This is a genomic window from Virgisporangium aurantiacum (assembly GCF_016863635.1).
GTDB lineage: Bacteria > Actinomycetota > Actinomycetes > Mycobacteriales > Micromonosporaceae > Virgisporangium > Virgisporangium aurantiacum.
The window spans coordinates 58887-80643 of the sequence record NZ_BOPG01000006.1 but is presented as its reverse complement, the minus strand read 5'-3'; the positions used below and the strand labels follow the sequence as shown (position 1 = coordinate 80643).

Sequence of the window (21757 nt, the reverse complement as noted above, 5' to 3'; positions counted from 1 at the left end):
TGTGGCGGAAGGCAGGGACCAGTGAGCGGTGTCGGCGTGGACCGGAGTGCGGCGCCCGTGGCGGAGGCGGCCCTCTACCTGACCTTCACGTTGCAGGGCGACGCCTACGCCCTGGACATATTCCACGTCACCGAGATCCTCGAACAACGCCCGCTCACCATTGTTCCGATGACGCCCGATTTCATCCGCGGCGTCATCAACCTGCGCGGTCGCGCGGTTCCGGTCATCGACCTGTCGCTGCGGTTCGGCCACGCGGAAACGGTGATCGGCAAGCGCACCAGCATCGTCATCGTCACCATCAACGAGGCCGTCGGCGCCGACGAGCCGGTCAGCCAGCAGATCGGTGTGCTGGTGGACGCCGTCAACAAGGTCGTGACGTTCGCGCCCGACGACATCGAGCCCGCGCCCGCGTTCGGGGCCGGCATCCGGGCCGACTACATCAGCGGCATGGCCAAGCGCGACCACGGTTTCGTCGTCGTGCTCGACATCGGCAAAGTGCTGTCGATCCGCGACATCGCCGCCATCAACGCCGCGATGGCCGAGGCGACCGGCCCGGGCGAGGCATGACGGCGTCATGAACCGGTCCCGAGCCCGGAAGGTAACCATCGACCCGGTCGTCCCCCGCCAGATCACCCGCGACGAGTTCGCCCGCATCAGCGACCTGCTGCACCGGCGCACCGGAATCCTGCTCGCGCCGGGCAAGGAGACGCTCGTGATGGGCCGGCTGGACAAGCGGCTGCGCCAGCTCGGGGTCGGCACGTACGGCGAGTACCTGCGGCTGCTGCACACCACCGGTGACGAGCTGGGCGTCGCGATCGACGCGCTCACCACGAACGAGACCTACTTCTTCCGCGAGCCGCAGCACTTCGACTTCCTCCGCGCCGTGGTCGCGCCGGAGGCCCGGGGGAGCCGGCCGTTGCGCGTCTGGAGCGCCGCCGGCTCGACCGGCGAGGAGGCGTACACGGTCGCGATGGTGCTCGCCGACGCGATGCCGGGCCGGCCGTGGGAGGTCGTCGCCACCGACATCTCGACGGGGGTGCTGCGCACCGCGAAGCAGGGCGTCTACCCGCTCACGGCGGCCGCGCGCATCCCGGACGCGTTGCTGCGCAAGTACTGCCGGCGGGGACGCGACGAGTACGACGGCCTCATGGCCGTCTCCCGCGACCTGCGCAACCGGGTGCGGTTCATGCGCGCGAACCTGCTCGACGACCTGACCGGCCTGGGCCGCTTCGACGTCATCATGCTGCGCAACGTGATGATCTACTTCGACACCGACACGAAGATCACGCTCGTGCGGCGGCTGGCCGACATGCTGGTGCCCGGCGGTCACCTCGTCGTCAGCCACTCCGAGAGCCTGCACGGCATCGCGCCGCAGACCGTGCGGATGACGCAGCCGTCGATCTACCAACGCGTCCGGACCGACGATGAGTGACGTCGTGCTGCAGCCGGGCGACCTGTACTTCGCCGGGATCGGCACCGCGGCGCATCATCGCGCCGTGCGGACCCTGCTCGGGTCGTGCGTGGCGATCACGTTGTGGCACCCGAACGTGCGGCTGGGCGGGATGTGCCACTACGTGGTGCCGAGCCGCGGGCGCACCGACCCGTCGACCCACCTTGACGGTTGGTACGCCGACGAGGCCGTGCACCTGTTCGTCGACGCGGTCGACCGGAACGGCACGCGTCCGGGGGAGTACGAGGTCGGCATGTTCGGCGGCGGGTCGCAGTTCCCGTCGCAGCGGCGCGGCGCGTTCGACGTGCCGCGGCAGAACATCCGGGCCGGGCGGGAACTGCTGGAGCGGGCGGGGTTCCGGGTCGGCGCGGAGCACGTCGGCGGCACCGGCCCGCGGGTGGTGGAGCTCGACCTCGACACCGGCACCATCCGGCTGCGGCACAGCGACCTGTGCGCGGGGACGGGCCCGTCGTGACCCGGCGGCCGATCAGCGTTCTCATCGTCGACGACTCCGCGGTCGTCCGGCAGTTGCTGTCGGCCCGGCTCGGCGGCTGCGCCGACATCGACGAGGTGCGCACGGCCGCCGATCCCATCTTCGCGATGAGCGCGATGAACCGGTCCTGGCCCGACGTGGTGGTGCTGGACATCGAGATGCCGCGGATGGACGGGCTGACGTTCCTCAAGCGCATCATGGAGGTCCGCCCCACCCCGGTCGTCATCTGCTCGACGCTGACCCAGCAGGGCGTCAAGACCACGATGGACGCGCTCGCCGCCGGAGCGGTGAGCATCGTGCCGAAACCGTCGATCGGGTTGAAGAAGTTCATCGAGGACGACAGCGGCGACATCGTCGCGGCCGTCAAGGCCGCCGCGGCCGCCGCCGCCGGCAAGGTGCGCCAGCCGGTACCCGCGGCGCGGGTCGCACCGGTCCCGGTCGGTGCCCGACCGGCAGTGGCGGACCTGGGTACGGATCGCGTGGTCGCGATCGGCACCTCCACGGGCGGCACCAACGCGTTGGAGACGGTGCTCACGGGGTTGCCGACCAACTGCACCGGGATCGTCGTCGTGCAGCACATGCCGGAGAAGTTCACCGCGGCCTTCGCCGACCGGCTGAACGCCATGTGCGCGATCGAGGTGCGGGAGGCGGTCGACGGTGACCGCGTGCTGCCCGGGCGGGCGCTGATCGCGCCGGGCGGGCGGCACCTGGAGGTGAACCGGAACGGTGCCCCGTCGCCTCTCTCGGCGACAAGCCAGCAGCAGTACCGGGTCCGGGTACTGGACGGGCCACCGGTCAACCGGCACCGGCCGTCGGTCGACGTGCTGTTCCGGTCGGTGGCGAAGGCGGCCGGCCCGAACGCGCTCGGCGTCATCATGACCGGGATGGGCGACGACGGCGCCCGCGGTCTCCTGGAGATGCGTCGCGCGGGTGCGGCCACGGTGGCCCAGGACGAGGCGACCTGTGTCGTCTACGGAATGCCCAAGGAAGCGGTGCAGCTCGGCGCGGTCGAGCGGCAGGCACCACTGGGCTCGATCGCCGAGGTGATTCGCCGCAATGGTTGAGACGGTTCTGATCCTGATCGCGCTGGCGGTCGGCGGTGCGGGCGGTTTCGCGTTCGGCCGGCGCCGGGCCGTACCGTCCATAGTGGATACACCGGCGTCACCGGTGCGCACCTACGCCCGCAGCGTCGCCGACTTCGCCGCCGGGGTCGCTCCCGTGTGGACGGCGCAGCTCGAGTCGTGCCGCAGCCAGATGGAGACGGCGGTCGGCGACGTCACCAACCAGTTCGGCGGGATCGTCGACGACCTCGACTCGGTGCTGGCCTCGTCGACCGCCGCGGTCGGCGGAGATCAGGGGCACGCGTTCGACCGGGGCCGCGACCGGCTCACCGGCGTGGTGTCCACATTGGACACCACCATCGCGCTGCGGCACGAGGCGCTCAACGAGCTGCGGTCGCTGATGCAGCTCAACGACGAGCTCAAGCAGATGGCCACCGAGGTCGGCGAGATCGCCGGGCAGACCAACCTGCTCGCCCTGAACGCGTCGATCGAGGCGGCCCGGGTCGGCGCGGCCGGCGCCGCGTTCGGCGTGGTCGCGATGGAGGTGCGCCAGCTGGCCGACCGGTCGCGCGAGGCCAGCGAGCGGATGGCCACCAAGGTGGCGAACGTCGGCGGCGCGATCACGTCGGTGCTCAGCAACGCCGAGTCCAGCGCCGAGAACGAGCGGACGGCGGTCGCGTCCGCGAACGACGACGTGCAGGCCGTCCTCGACGATCTGCAGTCGGTCATGGAACAGGCGCGCGAATCGTCGAGCCGGCTGGAGACCGCCGCGATCGGCATCCGGTCGGAGATCGCGAACTCCTTGACGAGCCTGCAGTTCCAGGACCGCGTGAGCCAGGTGCTGGAGCACCTGCGCGACAACATCGACCGGTTCCCCGTGCTGGTGCACGACACGGCGGCGGCCGGTGAGCCGAAGCCGCTCGACGCCCGCGCCCTCCTCGACGAACTGTCGCGCGACTACACGATGGAGGAGGAGCGCCGGGCGCACGGAACCGGTGCCGCCGCGGCGAAGGTGGCCGACTCGGAGATCACGTTCTTCTAGACCGTCCGGAGCAGAGGAGGGGACATGGCGAAGACCATCCTGATCGTCGACGACTCGGCATCGGTGCGTCAGGTCGTGAGCATCGCGTTGAAGGGCGCCGGATACGACGTGATACAGGGCGTCGACGGCAAGGACGCCCTGACGAAGCTCACCGGCCAGCGGGTGCACCTCATCATCTCCGACGTGAACATGCCCAACATGGACGGCATCACGTTCGTCTCCGAGGTGAAGAAGCTGCCGGCGTACAAGTTCACTCCGATCATCATGCTCACCACGGAGTCGCAGGAGGACAAGAAGAAGCAGGCGCAGGCGGCCGGCGCGAAGGCCTGGGTGACCAAGCCGTTCCAGCCGCCGCAGATGCTCGCCGCCGTCGAGAAGCTGATCCTGCCGTGAAGACATTGCAGTCCACAGTGGACGGTGAGCTGACGATCATCTCCGCGGTCGAGCAGAACCAGCGGCTGCAGGCGCTGCTGACCGGCGACACCGCCGTGGAGGTGGACCTCTCCGGCGTCACCGAGGTCGACACCTCGGGGCTGCAGGTGCTCCTGCTCGCCAAGCGCGAGGCCGAGCGGCTCGGCGTGCCCCTGGTCTTCCAGTCCCCGGGCGAACAGTTGCGGTCGATGCTCGAGCTCACCGGACTCATGGAAGAGGTGTGCGCCGCCTGATGTTCAGCGACGACGACGTGCAGGGCGCCTTCGACATCTTCATCACCGAGGCGCGGGAACTGCTCCAGCAGATCGAGGACGGCCTGCTCGACCTGGAGAACGACCCGACCAACGCGGAGACGATCAACGCGATCTTCCGCGGCGCCCACACGTTGAAGGGATCCTCGGGCCTGTTCGCGCTCGACCACCTGGTGCGCTTCACCCACGTCGTGGAGACGGTGCTCGACTCGGTGCGGGCCGGCCAGTTGGACGTCACCCCGGGCCTGGTGAGCGCGCTGCTGCCGTGCGCCGACCACCTCGCCGGGCAGGTGGAGGCGATCGCCGCGGGCCGCCTGGAACCCGATCCGGGCGAGGAGGCGCAGGCCACCGGGCTGCTCACCGCGCTCGAGCCGTTCCTCGGCGGCGCTCACGCGCGTCCCGAAGAACCGGCCGCGCCCGATGGCGCGGAAGCCGCGGAACCACACGGGGAGGTCGCCACCTGGCGGCTCAGCCTGCGTTTCGGACCCGACTGCCTGCGCAACGGCATGGACCCGCTGTCGTTCGTGCGGTACCTCGGCAACCTCGGCACGGTCGAGCGCGTCACCACGCTCTCCGACGCGCTGCCCGACGCCGCGGCGATGGACCCGGAGACGTGCTACCTCGCGTTCGAGGTCGACCTGTCGACCACCGCGGGCAAGGCCGAGATCGAGGCGGTGTTCGAGTTCGTCCGCGACGACAGCGAGATCGCGATCACCCCGGCCGACGCGGACGTCGACCGGTTCATCGCCCGCATCCGGGCCATGCCGCCGTCCGACCGCCTCGGCGACATCCTGATGCGCAGCGGTGCGGTCACCCAGCAGGAACTCGACCGGGCGTTGCAGATCCAGCGCGGCCGGCCGGGCGGCGCCAACGCCTCGCTCAGCCTCGTCGGCGACATCCTCGTCGACGAGGGCATCGTCCCCCGGCCGGTGGTCGACGCCGCGGTACGCAAGCAGACCAAGGGCAGCGAGACGCGGTCGCCGGACGCGCAGACCATCCGGGTCGACGCCGGGCGGCTGGACAAGCTCATCGACATGGTCGGGGAACTGGTGATCGCGCAGGCGGCCGCGTCGGCGTCGGCGGCCGCGGCGACGGCCGCCGGCTTCGTCGGGCTGACCGATACCAGCAGCGAGGTCATGCGTCTCGTCGAGCAGGTCCGGCACAGCGCGCTGTCGCTGCGGATGGTGCCGATCGGCTCGACGCTGCGCCGGTTCGAGCGGGTGGTCCGCGACATCAGCGGCAGCCTCGGCAAGGAGGTCAAGCTCGTCATCACCGGCGGCGACGCCGAGATGGACAAGGCCCTCGTCGAGCGGATCAGCGACCCGCTGATGCACCTGGTGCGCAACAGCCTCGACCACGGCGTCGAGCTGCCGGCCGAGCGCCTGCGGCGGGGCAAGCCCGCGCACGGCACCCTGCACCTCAACGCGTTCCACGACGCGGGTTCCATCGTGCTGGAGGTCTCCGACGACGGCGGCGGCCTCGACCGCGAACGCATCCTGGCGAAGGCCGTCGAGCGCGGCCTGGTCGAGCCCGGAACGGTGCTGACCGACCACGAGGTGTTCGACCTCATCTTCGAGCCGGGCTTCTCCACCGCGGCCACGGTGTCGGACCTGTCCGGCCGCGGCGTGGGAATGGACGTCGTGAAGCGCAACGTGCAGGCGCTGCGCGGCAGCGTGGAGGTGGAGTCGGCGGTCGGTACCGGCACCACGTTGCGGATCCGGCTACCCCTCACGCTCGCCATCATCGACGGGTTCCTGGTCGGCGTCGGCGCCTCGTCGTTCGTGGTGCCGTTGGACCGGGTGACCGAGTGCGTCGAGCTGGAGTACGAGGCCTCCCACCGGGACTGCATCAACCTGCGGGGCGAGGTGCTGCCCCTGATCCGCCTGCGGCCCCTGTTCGGCATCGACGACGACCCCCCGCGCCGGCAGAGCGTGGTGGTGGTCGAGGAGTCCGGCCAGCGGGCCGGCCTCGTGGTCGACGCGCTGCTGGGCCAGTTCCAGACCGTCATCAAGCCGCTCGGCCCGCTCTTCACGGGGCTCAGCTGGATCAGCGGCGCCACCATGCTCGGCGATGGCGGCATCGCGCTCATCCTCGACGTCGGCCCGCTGGTGGCCGGGCACGTCGAACGCACACCGGTGGCGGCACGCGCCGGCGTCTGATCCGATTCTTTGTCGCTCACAAGGGAGTCTTCGAATGGCCGAGACGATGGAAGCACCGCGCGGCGGGATCGGCGCGACGTTCCGCAACCTGCCGATCGCCTGGAAGCTTCGCGGGCTGGCCGCCGTGGTGTCCGTCCTGCTCCTCGGGGTGGGGCTGTACGGCATCTTCCTGGTCGGCCAGACACAGGACCGGTTGGAGGCGCTGTACCACGAGAACCTGCGCTCGATCCAGGTTCTCGACAGCGTGGCGCTCAACTACAAGACGGTCCGGTTCGAGATGCGGGGTCTGGCGATCGCGACGACACCGGAGGAGACCAGCGCCGCCACCAAGAAGCTCCAGGACGCCATCACGAACCTGGACAAGACCTGGACGGGCTTCCAGGAGACCGGGATCGACGCCGAACTCGCCGCCGAGCGTGACTCGTTCAACGAGGCCTGGGACGGATACAAGGCGCTCGCCACCGAACAGTTGATCCCGCTCATCACGGCCCGGAACCTCGAAGAGTTCAACAAGGTGGTCGCCGCGCGGGTGACGCCGCTGTCCACCGCCATCGACACGGCGCTCGACGGACTCGTCGCCCACGAGGAGTCGTCCGCGGTCAAGTCCCTCGACACGTCCGCGTCGGCGTACAAGACGAGCCGGATCGTGCTGTTCACCGTGATCGGCGCGGCGCTGCTGCTGATGCTGCTCGTGGTGCAGATGATCACGCAGTCGGTGAGCCGCCCGCTGGGGCAGACGGTCTCCGTGCTCACCGGTCTCGCCGAGGGCCGCCTGAACCAGCGCCTGCGGGTGACCAGCCGCGACGAGGTCGGTCAGATGGGCACCGCGTTGAACAGTGCGCTCGACCGCCTCTCCGACACCGTCAGCACCGTCATCGAGTCGGCCGCCCAGCTCTCGAACGCCTCCGACCAGATCAGCGGCGCCTCGCAGGGCCTGTCGCAGGCCGCCACCGAGCAGGCCGCGAGCGTCGAGGAGACCTCGGCCAGCATCGAGGAGATGACCGCCGGTATCACGCAGAACAGCGAGAACGCCACGGCCACCGAGGGCATCGCCACCAACGCCGCGAACGAGGCGACCGAGGGCGGCGCCGCCGTGCAGGAGACGGTCGAGGCGATGAAGGAGATCACCAGCAAGATCGGGATCATCGACGACATCGCGTTCCAGACGAACATGCTCGCGCTGAACGCCACCATCGAGGCGGCCCGCGCCGGCGAGCACGGCAAGGGCTTCGCCGTGGTCGCGACCGAGGTCGGCAAGCTGGCCGAGCGCAGCCAGATCGCCGCGCAGGAGATCAGCGAACTGGCCGCCGGCAGCGTCCGGACCGCCGAGCGGGCGGGCGAACTGCTGAAGAAGATCATCCCCGGCATCACCCGGACCTCGGACCTGGTGCAGGAGATCGCCGCGGCGAGCGGCGAGCAGTCGTCGGGCGTGCGGCAGATCAACACCGCGATGAACCAGATCGCCAAGGTGACCCAGCAGACCGCCTCGTCCAGCGAGGAGCTGGCGGCGACGGCCGAGGAGATGTCGGCGCAGACCAGCCAGTTGCAGTCGGTGATGAGCTACTTCACGGTCGACGACGGCGTCCGGCGTCCGGCGCCGGTGCGGCCGGCGTCCACCGCGACGGCCGGCGCGGCCCGCCCGTCGGGTCGGGGCCGGAGCACCGACGGCCGCTCCGGTGGCACCGGGCAGGTCGCGGTGATGTCCCGCCCGTTCGTCGAGGTCGACGATCAGAACGCGTTCGACGAGACCAAGTTCGAGCGCTTCTGAACCAGCGCCTGTTCGGAGAGGGCTGGCCGGCCTGCGGCGGGCCCAGACGACGACCGGCGGCGTTGCGGCTCCGCCCCGATACAACACCGGTATCGGGACGAACCCGCGCCTTGCCGGATCGTCGCCTGGGCCTCGCCTCGGCTCGGCCCCCCTCTCCGAACAGGCGCTAGTGTCGGCGGGTGCATCCTTCGCAGACGGACACCGTGGTCGACGCTCCGATCGTCTCCGTGACGGTCTATCCCGACCAGGCACGGATCACCCGGCGCGGCTCGGTCGACCTGGAACCGGGGCGGCAGAAGGTCTTCATCGAGCCGCTGCCGCTGCAGATCTCCGCCGACTCGGTGCGGGTCGGTGGGCAGGGGCACGCCACCGTGCTCGGCGTCGACGTGGTGCGGCGCAGCCACAGCCGGCCCACCGACCCGGCCGTGGCGGACCTCACCGAGCGCCGCCGCGCGCTCGCGGCCGACATCGCGGAGCTTGCCGACGCCGACGCGGTGCACCAGGAACAGCTCGCGTTCCTGTCGGCGCTGGGCACGCGGGCGAGCGTCTCGTTCGCGCGGGCGCTCGCCGGCGGCGAGACCGACGCGGCGCGGGTCGCGGAGACGGCGGCGGCGCTGGCCGATCGGTCGATCGCGCTGCGCGCGGAACGGCGCGGGATCGCGCGCCGCCGGGAGGAGATCGCAGACGAACTGTCCGCCCTCGAACGGCGGATCAGCGCACCGGCGCATCCCGCGCTGCCCGACCGCATGGCGGCGGCCGTCGACGTCGAGGTGGCCGAGGCCGGCACCGTCCACCTGGAACTGTCCTATCTGGTCGGTGGGGCCGGCTGGACCTCCGTGTACGACGTCCGGGTCGACGGGCAGCAGCTGGCGCTGACCTGGTTCGGCCTGGTGACCCAGCGCACCGGCGAAGACTGGCCGGAGGGCGAGCTGCTGCTGTCGACGGCGCGCCCGTCCGGCACCGCGAGCGTCCCCGAACTGAAGCCCTGGTACCTCGACCGGTACCAGCCGGCGCCGCCGCCGATGCCCTACCCGGTGGCGGCGGCGCCGATGGCGCCCGGCGGTGCCCCGCCCGCCTCCGGCGCGGCCCCGCGGGCCCGGTCCGTCGCGGCGCCGCCACCACCGGTGCAGGAGGCCGTGGCGACGGTGGAGCACGGCGTGTCGGCGTCCACCTACCGCACCACCCGCCCGGTGGCCGTGCCCGCCGACGGCACCGCCCACCGCGCGACGGTGGCCGTCGTCGACCTCGACGCCGCCCTCGACTACGTCACGGCGCCGGTGCGCGCCGCCGAGGCGCACCTGCGCGCGACGGTCGTCAACCGGTCGCCGCACACGCTGCTGCCCGGCCCGGCGTCGGTGTTCTCCGGCGGCGTTTTCGTGGGCAAGGCCGCGCTGGAGATGTGGGCACCCGGCGAGGAGATCGAGTTGGCGCTCGGGGTCGACGACCGGATCCGCGTCGAGCGGACCCTGGTCGGCCGGCGGGCCACCAAGGCGACGCTGGGGTCGTCTCGGCGGCGGGAGGTGGAGTACCGGGTGCTCGTCACGAACCACACGCCGGCGCCGGCCCGCGTCACCGTGCTCGACCAGCTTCCGGTCTCGCGCGACGAGAACATCGCGGTCCGCGAATTGCACCTGCACCCGGCGCCGAGCGACCGCACCGAGATGGGTGTGCTCACGTGGCGGTTCGAGGTGCCGCCCGGAGGTGCCGCCGAGGTGCTGCTCGGGTTGCGGATCGACCTCACGCGCGGGGTCGAGATGGTCGGTTGGCGCGAGTAACCAGCCGATCGCCCGACAGCACGGTTGCCGCTCGGGTTGCAGAGTGTTTCCAGCAACGGGATTGCGTTGATCCGCCGGGCGACAGCTGGTCGCCCTTGGCCCGGCGGGGAGCGAGTGGCGAAACCGAGCCCGGTCCGCCGACGCTTGGAGAACGCTGTGACGACCCGACCCCCGCTGGGCAAGATCAAGGGCATCCGCACGCAGGCCGACATGGAAGCGGCCGCGCGTCACCTCCGCTCCGCCAACCCCGACGCGAACCTGTCGCCGGCGCTGATCCGCGCGATCCGCGCCACCCGCGCCGTCCGCGCCGCCGACGCCTCCCGGGCCGCATCCGCCTGGGAGGCATCCGCCCGGGACGCGTCCGCAACGGGGGACGAGACCTGAGCTACTCGGCGCGCACCGAGCTCATCGAGTCGCCGATCCGGCGCAGCCCGGTGCGTAGGCGGTACTTGGCCGTGCCCTCCGGGATGCCCAGTTGCACCGCCACCTCGCGGTACGTCAGCCCGTAGAAATACGCCAGCGCGATCGCCTCGCGGTACAGCGGCGGCAGGTCGTGCACGGCCGCCCGCACCAGTTTCGCCATCGTGCTGGCCTCGACGTCCTCCTCCACGTTGGGCGCCGGCAGGGCCTGCCCGGCCAGCAGCAACGTGTAGCGGTCGCGGGTCACCTGGCGGCGCCGCCAGTCGATGGCCCGGCGCCGCGCGATCATGCACAACCAGCCGCGCAGCGGGGCCTGCCCGGGGTCGTACCGCTCCGGGCGCTGCCACAGCTCGACGAACACCTCCTGGGTGACGTCCTCGGCCGCGCCGTGGTCGTTCGTGATCCGCACGGCGATCCCGTACACGGCGGCCGCGTACAGGTCGTAGGCGTCGGCGAGCGCGCCCGACTGCCCGGCGGTCAATGCTTCCCGCATCGTGGCGTCGTCGCGGACGGAAACCACCTCAGTCACACCCCAGGGTCGCGGCAACAGTGATGAGATCGGCGGCGATCCGTTCGTCGCCGCAGACGCGCACACCGAGTTCGGCCGGGGAGGCCCGGCCGGCCATCAATCGGCAGAACCCCGCGGCGGAGAGGTCGATCCCGGCCGCGGGCAGGTCGGTGGTCGCTGTTGTTACAGAGCTCAGGGAGACGGCGTGAGCGCCGCCGCCCGCGCCGGTGAGCTGGAGCCGTACCCAACCGGGTTGGCCGCGCCCGGCGGCGTCCATCGCACCGGGCAGCAGCGCCAGCCCGAACCGCACGATGCGGTCGATGTGCGCCGGCGGCGGCGTCTCGGCGGGCAGCCGCAGCGTGCCGCGGAGGTCCTCGGCGTGGATCCACGTCTCGAACGCCCGCTGCGTGATCGCCTGCATCAGCGGCCGCCGCACACCGGGCGCGCCGGCCAGCGGCACCGGCTGTTCCAGCAGTCGCGGACCGGCGCCGGCGATCGTGCGGATCATCCGGTCGGTCTGGTGCTGCCAGCGCCGGGTGGCGATCTGGGTGGGCCGCACCCGCCGTCCGGTGGCGGCCACCGGCGCGACGCCGATGTCGGCGGCCACCAGTTCGTCGCTGTCGGCCAGGTGCGACACCAGGTCGTGCACGGTGCGGTACGGGCCGCTGGGCAGGTACCACTCCTCGTCGGTGAGCGTCGACAGCAGCCCGCCGAACGCCGCGACCTGGATCGTGAACGCGTCGAGCAGGGCACCGGTGGCGGTCGGCGCCGCCGGCCGGGCGGCCTCGGCCGCGGCGAGCACCCGGCCGCGCAGCGCGGCCGGCGGCGGGGCGGCATGGAGGACGCCGATGCCGTGCAGCACCGTGGCGAACCGATCGAGCTCCGAGGTGCACGACGGGCAGCCGACGGTGTGTGCGGCCACCGTCGCCGACTCCGCCGGTGAACACGCGTCGAGCGCGAACGCCCCGAGTAGCTCCTCGGGATGCGGACGACGGACAGCTGTGCTGCGCATAGGCTGGATCACTTTCTCCAGGGGGTTCGCCGAACCTATCCACCCCTGGTGAGCGGGCGTGTGAGCCCGCCGTGAGCGCCGCAGGTAGCGACCGGTGCGCGATCAGGGTGCGAGGATCGCGGCCGTCAACGCCGCCGCCTTCCCCTGGTGTTCGGCGCGTTCAGCCGGAGTCGGTGCGGTCTGCGCTGCCAGCTCGTGGGCCCGCGCCTCGCCCGACCGGTGGCCGGTCTCGGCGTGCACCGCGAGCGCCTCGCCGGCGAGGGCGAACGCCGCTTCCGCGTTCTGTTCGGCGGCGGCGAGCGCGTTCAACGCGTTCCCGGCGAGCATCCGGTAGCCGCGGTCGCGGGCGAGCGTCAACGCTTCCCGCGCGTGCGCGCCGCGCTCCGGGACGGGCGCCGCCTCGGCCAGCCCGATCAGGCCGACGGTCTCCATGTACCGGTTGCCGATCTCGCGGGCGAGCGCCACCCCCTCCCGGTACCCGGCGTACGCGGCACCGGTCTCGCCGAGTGCCTTCTGCACGCCGGCCAGCGCCAGTACCGCCTCCGCCCGGTCGTACGGGCGCCAGCCGGCCGCCCCGGTGCGGGCCATCGCACCGCGCGCCGCGTCGAGGGCCTCGGTGAGCCGGCCGGCGTCGCGGTGCACGGCGGCGAGGACGCACATCGTGCTGCTCTCCGTGCGGCGGTCGCCGAGTTCGCGGTGCACCGCGAGCGCCTCGGTGACCGCCGCGGTCGCTTCGGACAGCCGGCCCAGCCGGAGGTAGGCGTCGCCGAGGTTGGCCAGGTTGCGGCCCTCGCTGACCCGCGACCCGAGCCTGCGGTGCAGGTCGAGCGCGGCGACCAGGTTCTCCGCCGAGGCGCGGAGTTCGCCCCGGACGCCCTGCACCAGCGCGAGGTTCGCGAGCTGCCCGGCCTCGCCGGCGATCACACCGGTGCGGCGGTGCATCTCCAGCGATTCCGCGTACGTCTCGGCGGCCTCGTCGAGCCGGTCGAGTTCGAGGTGGACGTTGCCGAGGTTGCCCAGCGCGGCCGCCTCGCCGGACGGCCATCCGGCGTCGCGGCAGGCCGCCCGGGCGGCGGTGTAACCGGCGACCGCGTCGTCGTAGCGGCCGGTCATGACGTACAGCAGGCCGAGGCTCAGGCGGGCGGCGGCCTGCCCGGCGAGCGCACCCTCGGCCTCGGCGGCCCGCAACGCGGCGCAGCCGACCACTTCCCAGTCGGCGACGTGCATCCGCAGGTACAGGAAGCCGCGCAGCGAGTCGGCGAGCCGCCACGCCGCCCGCCGGGGACCGTGGTCGGCGGCGTGCCGCACGGCGGCCACGAGGTTCCCGCGCTCGGCGTCGAGCCAGGCCGACGCCTCCAGATCCGTCGCGAACGGCGCCGGTTCCGCGTCGGCCGGGTCCGGGGGCAGCCGCAGGATCATCGGGTACAGCAGGTCGGCCGCCGCGTCGGCGCCGCGCACGTAGTGCTCCATCAGCCGGTCGAGCGCGCCGTCCTCGGTGTCGGTCGCGAGTTGAGCGGCGAACCGGCGCATCAGGTCGTGTGCCCCGTAGCGTCCGCCGGGTGCCGCGTCGAGGAGCCCGGCCGCCGCGAGCCGGGCCAGCGACCGTGCGGCGTCGGCCACCGGCACCCGCGCCATGGCGGCCATCGCCGGCGCGCTCACGTCGGGCCCGGGCACCAGCCCGAACAGCCGGAACGCGGCCTGCGGTGCCGGCGGCAGCAACGCGTACGAGTGCTCGAACGCGGCCCGCACGCCCGCCTCCGGATCACCGTCGGGTTCCAGTGCCGACAGCGGGTCGCCGGCCGCCAACTGGGCGACGTAGGCGCCGATCGAACCGGCCCGCTCCATGTTCGCCGCCGCGATCCGCAACGCGAGGGGCAGGTGGCCGCACACCTCGGCCAGCCGCGCCGCCGCGGCCGGTTCGGCGCCGATCCGGTCGCGGCCGAGCAGCGCTTCGAGCAGGTCCCGCGCCTCGCCGGGGGTGAGCACGTCGAGGGCGAGCCGGGTGGCGCCGTCGCGGGCGACCAGGCTTCCCATCGAGTCGCGGCTGGTGATCAGCACGAAGCAGCCGGCGCCGCCGGGCAGCAGCGGCCGCACCTGGTCGGGGTGCCGTGCGTTGTCGAGCACCACCAGCATCCGGCGGTCGGCGAGCAGGGTCCGGTAGAGCGCCGAGGCCGCCTCCAGCGTCGGCGGCACGGCGTCGGGCGCCACGCCGAGCGCGGGCAGGAACGACGACAGAACATCAATGGGACGCAGCGGAGCACCCGATTCGTACCCGTGCAGGTTGACGTACAGCTGCCCGTCCGGGAACCGGTCGCGGACCTGATGGGCCCAGTGCACCGCCAACGCGGTCTTGCCGATGCCCGCCGTGCCGGTGATCGTCGAGAGGACCAGCACCGGCGTCTTGTCCGATCCGTCGGGCAGGAGCGCGTTGAGCTGCTTGAGGGGCAGGTCGCGGCCGGTGAAGCCGGCCACGGCGGCCGGCAGTTGCGCCGGTACGACCTTCCGCGCCACCGGCGGCGTGACCGGCCCGGTGGCCGGCCCGGTCGTCTGTTCGGCGAGGATCCGCCGCTGCAGGTCGCGCAATGCGGCGCCGGGCTCCAGCCCCAGCTCGTCGACGAGCGCACGCCGGGCCTGCTGGTACGCGGCGAGCGCGTCGGCCCGCCGGCCACCGGCCCGCAGGGCCAGCATGAGCAGCTCCCACAGGCGCTCGCGGAGCGGGTGTTCGAGCACGAGGCGACCCAGTTCGTCGGCCACCTCACCGGGGCGGTCGAGCGCGAGCAGGGCGGCCGCCCGCTCCTCGATCGCGGAGATCCGGCTCTGCGTGAGGCGCGACGCCCACAGCGTCACCGTGGGGCTTGCCGGCACGTCGGCGAGCGCCGCGCCGCGCCAGAGCGCCAGCCCCGCGTCCAGATGATCGAGCGCGACCGACGGTGAGCCCTCCGCCAGCGCGCGGTGCCCGGCCACGACGGACCGTTCGAACACCACGGCGTCGAGATCGTCGTCGGCGACCACCAGTTCGTAGCCCTGGCCGCGGGTGATCAGCCGGCTGGCGTTGGTGCCGCCGAGCGCCCGGCGCAGCCGCATGATGTAGCCGCGCAGCGTGCTCTGCGCCTCCTTCGGCGCGGCGTCGCCCCAGAGCTCGGTGCCGAGCCGCTCGGTGCTGACCACGGCACCGGCCTCGGCGAGCAGCACGGCCAGCACCAACCGCTGCTGGGCGGCGGAGATCGACACCCACGTGGTGCCCTCACGGATCCGCATGGGGCCGAGCAACCGGAATCGCACGGGACCTTTCCCCGACATAGACAGACGGAACGATCCTCAACACGGTACGGCGTTCACGTTCCCGGTTGCCGCCCCGACCGCGCCGGTCAAAAATCCGACTATTCGGGTCCGGCCAGCCGCCGCTTGGCCTCCGACCAGGTCGGCGGCTCGGCGGCCGGCGCGGTCCAGAAGCGGAACGTCGCCTCCCTGGTCGCCGCGCGGTATTTGCGCATCACCGACCGGTGCGGCTCGGCCCGCACCAGGGCCTTCACCGCCGCGTCGTCGCGCCAGGAGCTGAGCGTGAGGAACTCGCGCTTCAACGGATGGGCCTCCAGCGAGACGCCGTACGCGCCGTCGGCGCGGCGCACCTGACGGTGGATCCGCATCGCGTCGAGGAAGAACGGCAGCACGTGCCGCCAGGTGCTCAGCGTGAAACGGGACGCCATGACCACGGCGTCGGAGTCTCCGGGCGGGTCGACTTTCGTCCAGGGCAGCGTCGGCATCGGTCTCCTCCATCTTGACAGTGACAACATTGCCTCGCGACGGCCTATCTTGTCAATGTCTAGATTCGGTAGGCTGATCGTCGTGACCCGCCCGTACCATCACGGCGACCTTCGCCGCGCCCTGCTCGACGCGGCGTTGGCGCAGGTCGCCGAGCACGGGCCGGCCGCGCTCAGCCTGCGCGGGGTGGCCCGCCAGGCGGGCGTCTCGCACGCCGCGCCGGCCCACCACTTCGGCAACAAGGCGGGGCTGCTCACCGCGATCGCCACCGAGGGCTACCGGATCCTGGCGTCCGCGCTGGCCGAGGCGGGCGACTTCCAGGAGCAGGGGGTGGCCTACGTCGTGTTCGCCACCGAGCGTCCGGCGCACTTCGCCGTGATGCGGGCCCCCGACCTGCTGCACGTCGACGACCCTGACCTGACCGCCGCCCGCGACGACGCCGGCCGGCAGCTGAGCGGCAGCGTCGCCGCCCGGATGAGTCCCGTCGACGAGGCCGCCCCGATCGCCGCCTGGTCTCTCGTACACGGCCTGGCCAGCCTGCTGCTGGAGGGCAACGTCCGGCCCGGTCCGGGCGAGGACGTCGCGTCGCTGGCCCGCGCCGTCACCGGTCACCTGCGGGCGGAGTAGCTCTTGCCCGGGTCACTGTGGCGCAACCGCGACTTCATGCTGCTCTGGAGCGGGCAGGTCATCTCCACCCTGGGTACGCGCATCAGCAGCCTCGCCTATCCGCTGCTCGTGCTCACCCTCACCGGGTCGCCGGCACAGGCCGGCCTGGTCGGGTTCGCCCAGGCGCTGCCGTACATCGTCTGGTTCCTGCCGGCGGGCGCGCTGGTCGACCGGTGGCCGCGGAAGCGGATCATGCTGACGGCCGACCTCGGCCGGGCGATCGCGCTGGGAACGGTGGCGGCGGCGTTGCTCCTCGACCGGATCACCGTCGCGCACCTGCTGGTGGTCGCGTTCGTCGAGGGGACGCTGTACGTCTTCTTCCTGCTCGCCGAGGGCGCCGCGCTGCCGCACGTGGTGCCGCGGGCCCAGTTGCCGACGGCCGTGGCCCAGAACCAGGCCCGGGACCAGGGCGCCGACCTCGCCGGGCAGCCGCTCGGCGGGTTCCTGTTCGGGCTCGGGCACGTGGTGCCGTTCCTCGTCGACGCGGTGTCGTACCTGGTCGCGTTCGTCGCGATGCTGCCGGTCCGGTCGTCGCTGGAGGAGCCGCGCCAGGTGGAGCGGCGGCACCTGGTGGCCGAGATCGGCGAGGGCGTGCGCTGGCTGTGGGGGCAGCACCTGATCCGGACGCTCGTCGCGTTCGTCGCCGTCGGCAACCTGATCTACAACGCGCTGATCCTGATCATCATCGTGCGGGCGCGCAACCTCGGCGCGTCGCCGGCCGCGATCGGGCTGCTGCTCGCCATGTTCGGCGTCGGCGCGCTGGTCGGAGCGCTGGCCGCGCCGGTGATCCAGCGCCGGATCCGGCCGAACGCGGTCATGCTCGCCTGGCTGTGGATCACGGCCGTGCAGCTGACCCTGTTCGCGATGGCGCCGAACCTCGTGGCGCTCGGCGCGGTGGCGCTGGTGGGTACCGCGATCGGGCCAGTGTTCAACGTGGTCCTGGCCGCCTACCGGTACGCGCTCACGCCGGACCGGTTGCAGGGCCGGGCCACGAGCGTCATCCGGCTGATCGCCTGGGGCACGATCCCGATCGGTGCGCTCGTCGGCGGCTTCTCGGTCGAGCGGTTCGGTGCGGTGCCGACGTTCGTCGGGCTCGCCGCCGTCGGGGTGGCGATGGCGTTGGCCGGCACGACGACGACGCACGTCCGCCGGGCGCCCCGGGTGGAGACGCTCGAGCGGGTCTCCTGACGAGCGGTCGTCGCCTACCTTCGTTACATGCGTGACAAAGGAACGGTGCTGGTCGTGGGCGCGTTGCTGGCGCTCGGCGCGGCCTGCGTGGCGGCGTTCCTGACGCTGGTGCGGTTCTTCGTGCGTACCGAGCACGGCCAGAAGATCGACACGATCGCGCTCACCGGCACCTCGATCGGGCAGGCGCGGATCGACGAGCTGGTCAACACCGTCCTCGACGCGATGTCGGTGGTCTCGCTCGCGTTCGCGGCGGCGGCGATCGCGTTCATCGCGCTGGCCCGCCGGCGGCGCGGGCTGGCGCTCGCGGTGCTGCTCCTGATCGCCGGTGCGAACGTCACCACGCAGGTGGCCAAGCACGCGATCACCCGCCCGTACCTCGGTGTCGACATCGAGCGGGCGGCCGCCGGAAACAGCCTGCCCAGCGGCCACACGACGGTGGCGGCGTCGGTGGCGATCGCGCTGATCCTGGTGCTGCCGCCCCGGGTACGGGGGGTCGGCGCGGTCATCGCGGCCGCTTACGCGGCGCTGGCCGGGGTGGCCACGATGTCGGCCGGCTGGCACCGCCCGAGCGACGCGATGGCCGCACTGCTGGTGGTGGGCGGCTGGGCGGCCGCGGTGTGCGTCCTGCTGCTGCTGGTCCAGCGCCGCGACGACCGGGCCGACCGCCGCGAGGCCCACCCGACCGCGGCGCTCCTGCTCATCATGGTCGGCACGATGCTGCTGCTCGTCGCGGCGGTGGCCATGGAGCTGACCGAGCAGGTCCGCGACATCGACCCGGAGGAGCTGGGCCAGCGCCGGCTGTTCGCCGCCTACGCGGGTGGCGCGGCCGGCATCAGCGGAACGGCCGGCCTGGTCATCGGGTTGGTGCTGCTGACCGTCCACCGCGTCGTCCCCCAACGCATCGCCGCGGGGCTGCGCTGGCGGGGCACCGCACCCCCGCTGGAGCCCGAGCCGGAAGAGCCGCCGACCGTCCCCCTCCGCGACCCCGCCGCCGAGGCCCCGACCGTCCGCATCGGCCACGCCGACGACCCGACGATCCGCAACCCGCGGCCCCCGGGTAGGCCTCCAGGCCGGGATCGTATTGACGGGTGACGAAATACGGCACACACTCAGGTCTTCGGAGAGCGCTCTCACACCCCCCGCCCGGCTCCTCCGACAGGTAGGACCATGACAGCTGAATACCTTGCCCCGCAACGGATGCGACCCGCATTCCTCGTTGTGCTGCTCACGCTCGTCCCGCTTCTCTTCGCCGCCCCCGCCCGGGCGGCCGATCCGCTGATCTCACAGGGCCGGCCGGCCACCGCGTCGAGCGCGGAGAGCGCCGCCATGGGCGCGGCGGCCGCCGCCGTCGACGGGAACACCGGCACCCGGTGGTCCAGCGCGTTCAGCGATCCGCAGTGGATCCAGGTGGACCTCGGTGCCACCGCGACGATCACCCAGGTGACCCTGCAGTGGGAGGCCGCGTACGCGCAGTCCTTCCAGCTCCAGGTCTCGGCCGACGCGAGCGCCTGGACCACCGTCTACTCGACGACCACCGGCACCGGCGGCACCCAGACGCTCGCCGTCACCGGGTCCGGCCGCTACGTACGACTCACCGGCACCGTCCGGGCGACCGCCTACGGCTACTCGCTGTTCGAGTTCCAGGTGTTCGGCACCGTCGGCGGCGGCACGACGTGCGGCACCACCAACGCCGCGCTCAACCGCACGGCCACGGCGTCGAGCGCCGAGAATGCCGCGACGGGCGCAAGCGCCGCGGTCGACGGCAACGCCGGCACGCGGTGGTCGAGCGCGTTCAGCGATCCGCAGTGGATCCAGGTCGACCTCGGCAGTTCGCAGACCGTGTGCCGCGTGATCCTGCAGTGGGAGGCGGCGTACGCGACGGCGTTCCAGGTCCAGCTGTCCGGCAACGGAACCACCTGGACCACCGTCCACTCGACCACCACCGGCACCGGCGGCACGCAGACGCTCACCGTCACCGGCACCGGCCGGTACGTCAGGGTCAACGGCACCGCCCGGGCCACCGCGTACGGCTACTCGCTGTGGGAGTTCGGCGTGAACACCACCGGCGGCGGCACCGACCCGGGTCCCGTGGAACCGACGGACCCGTTCAACCCGAACTTCGGGCCGAACGTCAACGTCTTCGACCCGTCGACGTCCACCGCGACCATCCAGAACCGGCTCAACACGCTCTTCACCCAGCAGGAGACCAACCAGTTCGGCCCGCAGCGGTACGCCGTGCTGTTCAAGCCCGGCACCTACACCGCCGACGTCAACCTCGGGTTCTTCACGCAGGTCGCCGGCCTCGGCATGTCGCCCGACGACGTGAACCTCAACGGGCACGTGCGGGCCGAGGCGTTCTGGATGGGCGGCAACGCCACCCAGAACTTCTGGCGGTCGGCCGAGAACCTGTCGGTGACGCTGCCGGCGGGCGTGCAGGTGGAGCGGTGGGCGGTGTCGCAGGCGGCGCCGTACCGGCGGATGCACCTGCGCGGCGGCGGCAACCAGATCCAGTTGTGGAACGGCGGCGACGGCTGGTCGAGCGGCGGCTTCATGGCCGACACGAAGATCGACGGCCAGGTCGTCTCCGGGTCGCAGCAGCAGTGGTACTCCCGCAACAGCGAGTTCGGCAGCTGGGCCGGATCGGTGTGGAACATGGTGTTCCAGGGCGTGGCCGGTGCCCCGCCGAATCACTTCCCGAACCCGTCCCACACGGTCATCGCGACCACGCCGACGGTCCGCGAGAAGCCGTTCCTGTACGTCACGGGCAGCGGTGAGTACCGGGTGTTCGTGCCGGCGCTGAGAGCCAACTCGACCGGGACCACCTGGTTCGGGAAGACCCCGGCCGGGTCCTCGATCTCGTTGAGCGACTTCTTCGTCGTGCGGCCGGGCGCCACCGCCGCGCAGATCAACACGGCGCTCGCCGCCGGGAAGAACCTTCTGGTGACGCCCGGAACGCACCGCATCAACGAGACGATCCGGGTCACGCGTCCGGACACCGTGGTGCTCGGCCTGGGCCTCGCGACCTTCCTTCCGGAGAACGGGATCGTCGCGATGACCGTCGCCGACGTGGCCGGCGTGAAGGTGGCCGGCATCATGTTCGACGCCGGGCCGGTGAACTCGCCGGTGCTCATGGAGGTCGGCCCGGCCGGGTCGAGCGCGAACAACGCGGCCAACCCGATCTCGCTGCACGACGTCTTCTTCCGCATCGGTGGGGCGGGCGTCGCGAAGGCCACGAACACGCTGACGGTCAACAGCGACTACGTGATCGGCGACCACATGTGGTTGTGGCGGGCCGACCACGGCGACGGCGTCGGGTGGACCGTGAACACCGCTGACACCGGCCTGACCGTCAACGGCGACAACGTCACCATGTACGGCCTCTTCGTCGAGCACTACCAGAAGTACCAGACGGTCTGGAACGGCAACGGCGGCCGGACGTACTTCTACCAGAACGAGATGCCGTACGACCCGCCCAACCAGGGCGCCTGGATGAACGGGTCGACGCGTGGCTACGCCGCCTACAAGGTCGCCGATTCGGTGACCACGCACGAGGCCTACGGGTTGGGCAGTTACTGCGTGTTCTTCGGTGACCCGAGCGTGGTGGGTGAGCGGGCGTTCGAGGTGCCCAACCGGGCCGGGGTGCGGTTCACCAACATGGTGATCGTGTCGCTGGGCGGGGTGGGGACCATCAACCGCGTCATCAACAACGTCGGCGGACCCGCGAACTCCACCACGCAGATCGTCTACCTGACCGGTTACCCCTAGGCTCC

The 21757-nt window shown here is 72.1% G+C and carries 18 protein-coding genes and 1 pseudogene; 15 read left to right on the top strand and 4 right to left on the bottom strand.

Going from position 1 to position 21757, the window contains the following annotated elements:
• Positions 1-36 precede the first annotated feature (36 nt).
• The 11 genes from Vau01_RS04350 (at position 37) to Vau01_RS04300 (ending at position 10815) form a co-directional block, all read left to right on the top strand.
• Positions 37-567 (top strand): chemotaxis protein CheW, encoded by a 531-nt coding sequence (locus Vau01_RS04350; protein ID WP_239151294.1) that lies wholly within the window; start codon positions 37-39, stop codon positions 565-567.
• 7 nt (positions 568-574) lie between these two features.
• A complete protein-coding gene (locus Vau01_RS04345; protein ID WP_203987423.1) occupies positions 575-1432 on the top strand; it encodes a CheR family methyltransferase in 858 nt (285 codons plus the stop codon).
• The gene (locus Vau01_RS04340) at positions 1425-1925 is read left to right on the top strand and encodes a chemotaxis protein CheD (protein ID WP_203987421.1); all 501 of its coding nucleotides are present in this window, start codon (positions 1425-1427) and stop codon (positions 1923-1925) included. Before Vau01_RS04345 ends, Vau01_RS04340 begins: the two co-directional genes overlap by 8 nt.
• The gene (locus tag Vau01_RS04335) at positions 1922-3007 is read left to right on the top strand and encodes a protein-glutamate methylesterase/protein-glutamine glutaminase (protein WP_203987419.1); all 1086 of its coding nucleotides are present in this window, start codon (positions 1922-1924) and stop codon (positions 3005-3007) included. Before Vau01_RS04340 ends, Vau01_RS04335 begins: the two co-directional genes overlap by 4 nt.
• Entirely contained in the window at positions 3000-4046 is a 1047-nt protein-coding gene (locus Vau01_RS04330; protein ID WP_203987417.1) for a methyl-accepting chemotaxis protein, read from the top strand. Before Vau01_RS04335 ends, Vau01_RS04330 begins: the two co-directional genes overlap by 8 nt.
• 24 nt (positions 4047-4070) lie before the next feature.
• On the top strand, positions 4071-4439 hold the full coding sequence (locus tag Vau01_RS04325; RefSeq protein ID WP_203987415.1) for a response regulator: 369 nt from the start codon (positions 4071-4073) through the stop codon (positions 4437-4439).
• Positions 4436-4711 (top strand): STAS domain-containing protein, encoded by a 276-nt coding sequence (locus Vau01_RS04320; RefSeq protein WP_203987413.1) that lies wholly within the window; start codon positions 4436-4438, stop codon positions 4709-4711. The genes Vau01_RS04325 and Vau01_RS04320 overlap by 4 nt, the downstream gene beginning before the upstream one ends.
• A complete protein-coding gene (locus Vau01_RS04315; protein WP_203987411.1) occupies positions 4711-6888 on the top strand; it encodes a chemotaxis protein CheA in 2178 nt (725 codons plus the stop codon). The genes Vau01_RS04320 and Vau01_RS04315 overlap by 1 nt, the downstream gene beginning before the upstream one ends.
• A gap of 34 nt (positions 6889-6922) precedes the next feature.
• Positions 6923-8656: a methyl-accepting chemotaxis protein gene (locus Vau01_RS04310; RefSeq protein WP_203987409.1), complete on the top strand. Its 1734-nt coding sequence runs from the start codon at positions 6923-6925 to the stop codon at positions 8654-8656.
• A gap of 179 nt (positions 8657-8835) precedes the next feature.
• Positions 8836-10431: a mucoidy inhibitor MuiA family protein gene (locus tag Vau01_RS04305; RefSeq protein ID WP_203987406.1), complete on the top strand. Its 1596-nt coding sequence runs from the start codon at positions 8836-8838 to the stop codon at positions 10429-10431.
• Between the two features lie 156 nt (positions 10432-10587).
• Positions 10588-10815 (top strand): hypothetical protein, encoded by a 228-nt coding sequence (locus Vau01_RS04300; RefSeq protein WP_203987405.1) that lies wholly within the window; start codon positions 10588-10590, stop codon positions 10813-10815.
• 1 nt (position 10816) lies between these two features.
• On the opposite strand, the gene Vau01_RS04295 is transcribed toward Vau01_RS04300, so the two are convergent.
• The 4 genes from Vau01_RS04295 to Vau01_RS04280 form a co-directional block, all read right to left on the bottom strand.
• Positions 10817-11380, bottom strand: coding sequence for an RNA polymerase sigma factor (locus Vau01_RS04295; protein WP_203987403.1), 564 nt, complete (start codon positions 11378-11380; stop codon positions 10817-10819).
• Positions 11373-12371, bottom strand: a complete 999-nt coding sequence (locus Vau01_RS04290) for a maleylpyruvate isomerase family mycothiol-dependent enzyme (protein ID WP_203987401.1) — start codon at positions 12369-12371, stop codon at positions 11373-11375. Before Vau01_RS04290 ends, Vau01_RS04295 begins: the two co-directional genes overlap by 8 nt.
• A gap of 102 nt (positions 12372-12473) precedes the next feature.
• Entirely contained in the window at positions 12474-15629 is a 3156-nt protein-coding gene (locus Vau01_RS04285; protein ID WP_203987399.1) for an AfsR/SARP family transcriptional regulator, read from the bottom strand.
• 122 nt (positions 15630-15751) lie between these two features.
• The gene (locus Vau01_RS04280) at positions 15752-16135 is read right to left on the bottom strand and encodes a DUF3291 domain-containing protein (RefSeq protein WP_203987398.1); all 384 of its coding nucleotides are present in this window, start codon (positions 16133-16135) and stop codon (positions 15752-15754) included.
• Positions 16136-16217: 82 nt separating this feature from the next.
• On the opposite strand from Vau01_RS04280, the gene Vau01_RS04275 reads away from it, so the two are divergent.
• The 4 genes and pseudogenes from Vau01_RS04275 (at position 16218) to Vau01_RS04260 (ending at position 21752) form a co-directional block, all read left to right on the top strand.
• Positions 16218-16760: a TetR/AcrR family transcriptional regulator gene (locus tag Vau01_RS04275; protein WP_373320166.1), complete on the top strand. Its 543-nt coding sequence runs from the start codon at positions 16218-16220 to the stop codon at positions 16758-16760.
• A gap of 3 nt (positions 16761-16763) precedes the next feature.
• On the top strand, positions 16764-17987 hold the full coding sequence (locus tag Vau01_RS04270; RefSeq protein ID WP_203987396.1) for an MFS transporter: 1224 nt from the start codon (positions 16764-16766) through the stop codon (positions 17985-17987).
• Between the two features lie 27 nt (positions 17988-18014).
• A pseudogene (locus Vau01_RS04265) lies at positions 18015-18884 on the top strand (phosphatase PAP2 family protein); the annotation flags it as partial.
• Between the two features lie 270 nt (positions 18885-19154).
• A complete protein-coding gene (locus Vau01_RS04260; RefSeq protein WP_373320164.1) occupies positions 19155-21752 on the top strand; it encodes a discoidin domain-containing protein in 2598 nt (865 codons plus the stop codon).
• Positions 21753-21757 lie beyond the last annotated feature (5 nt).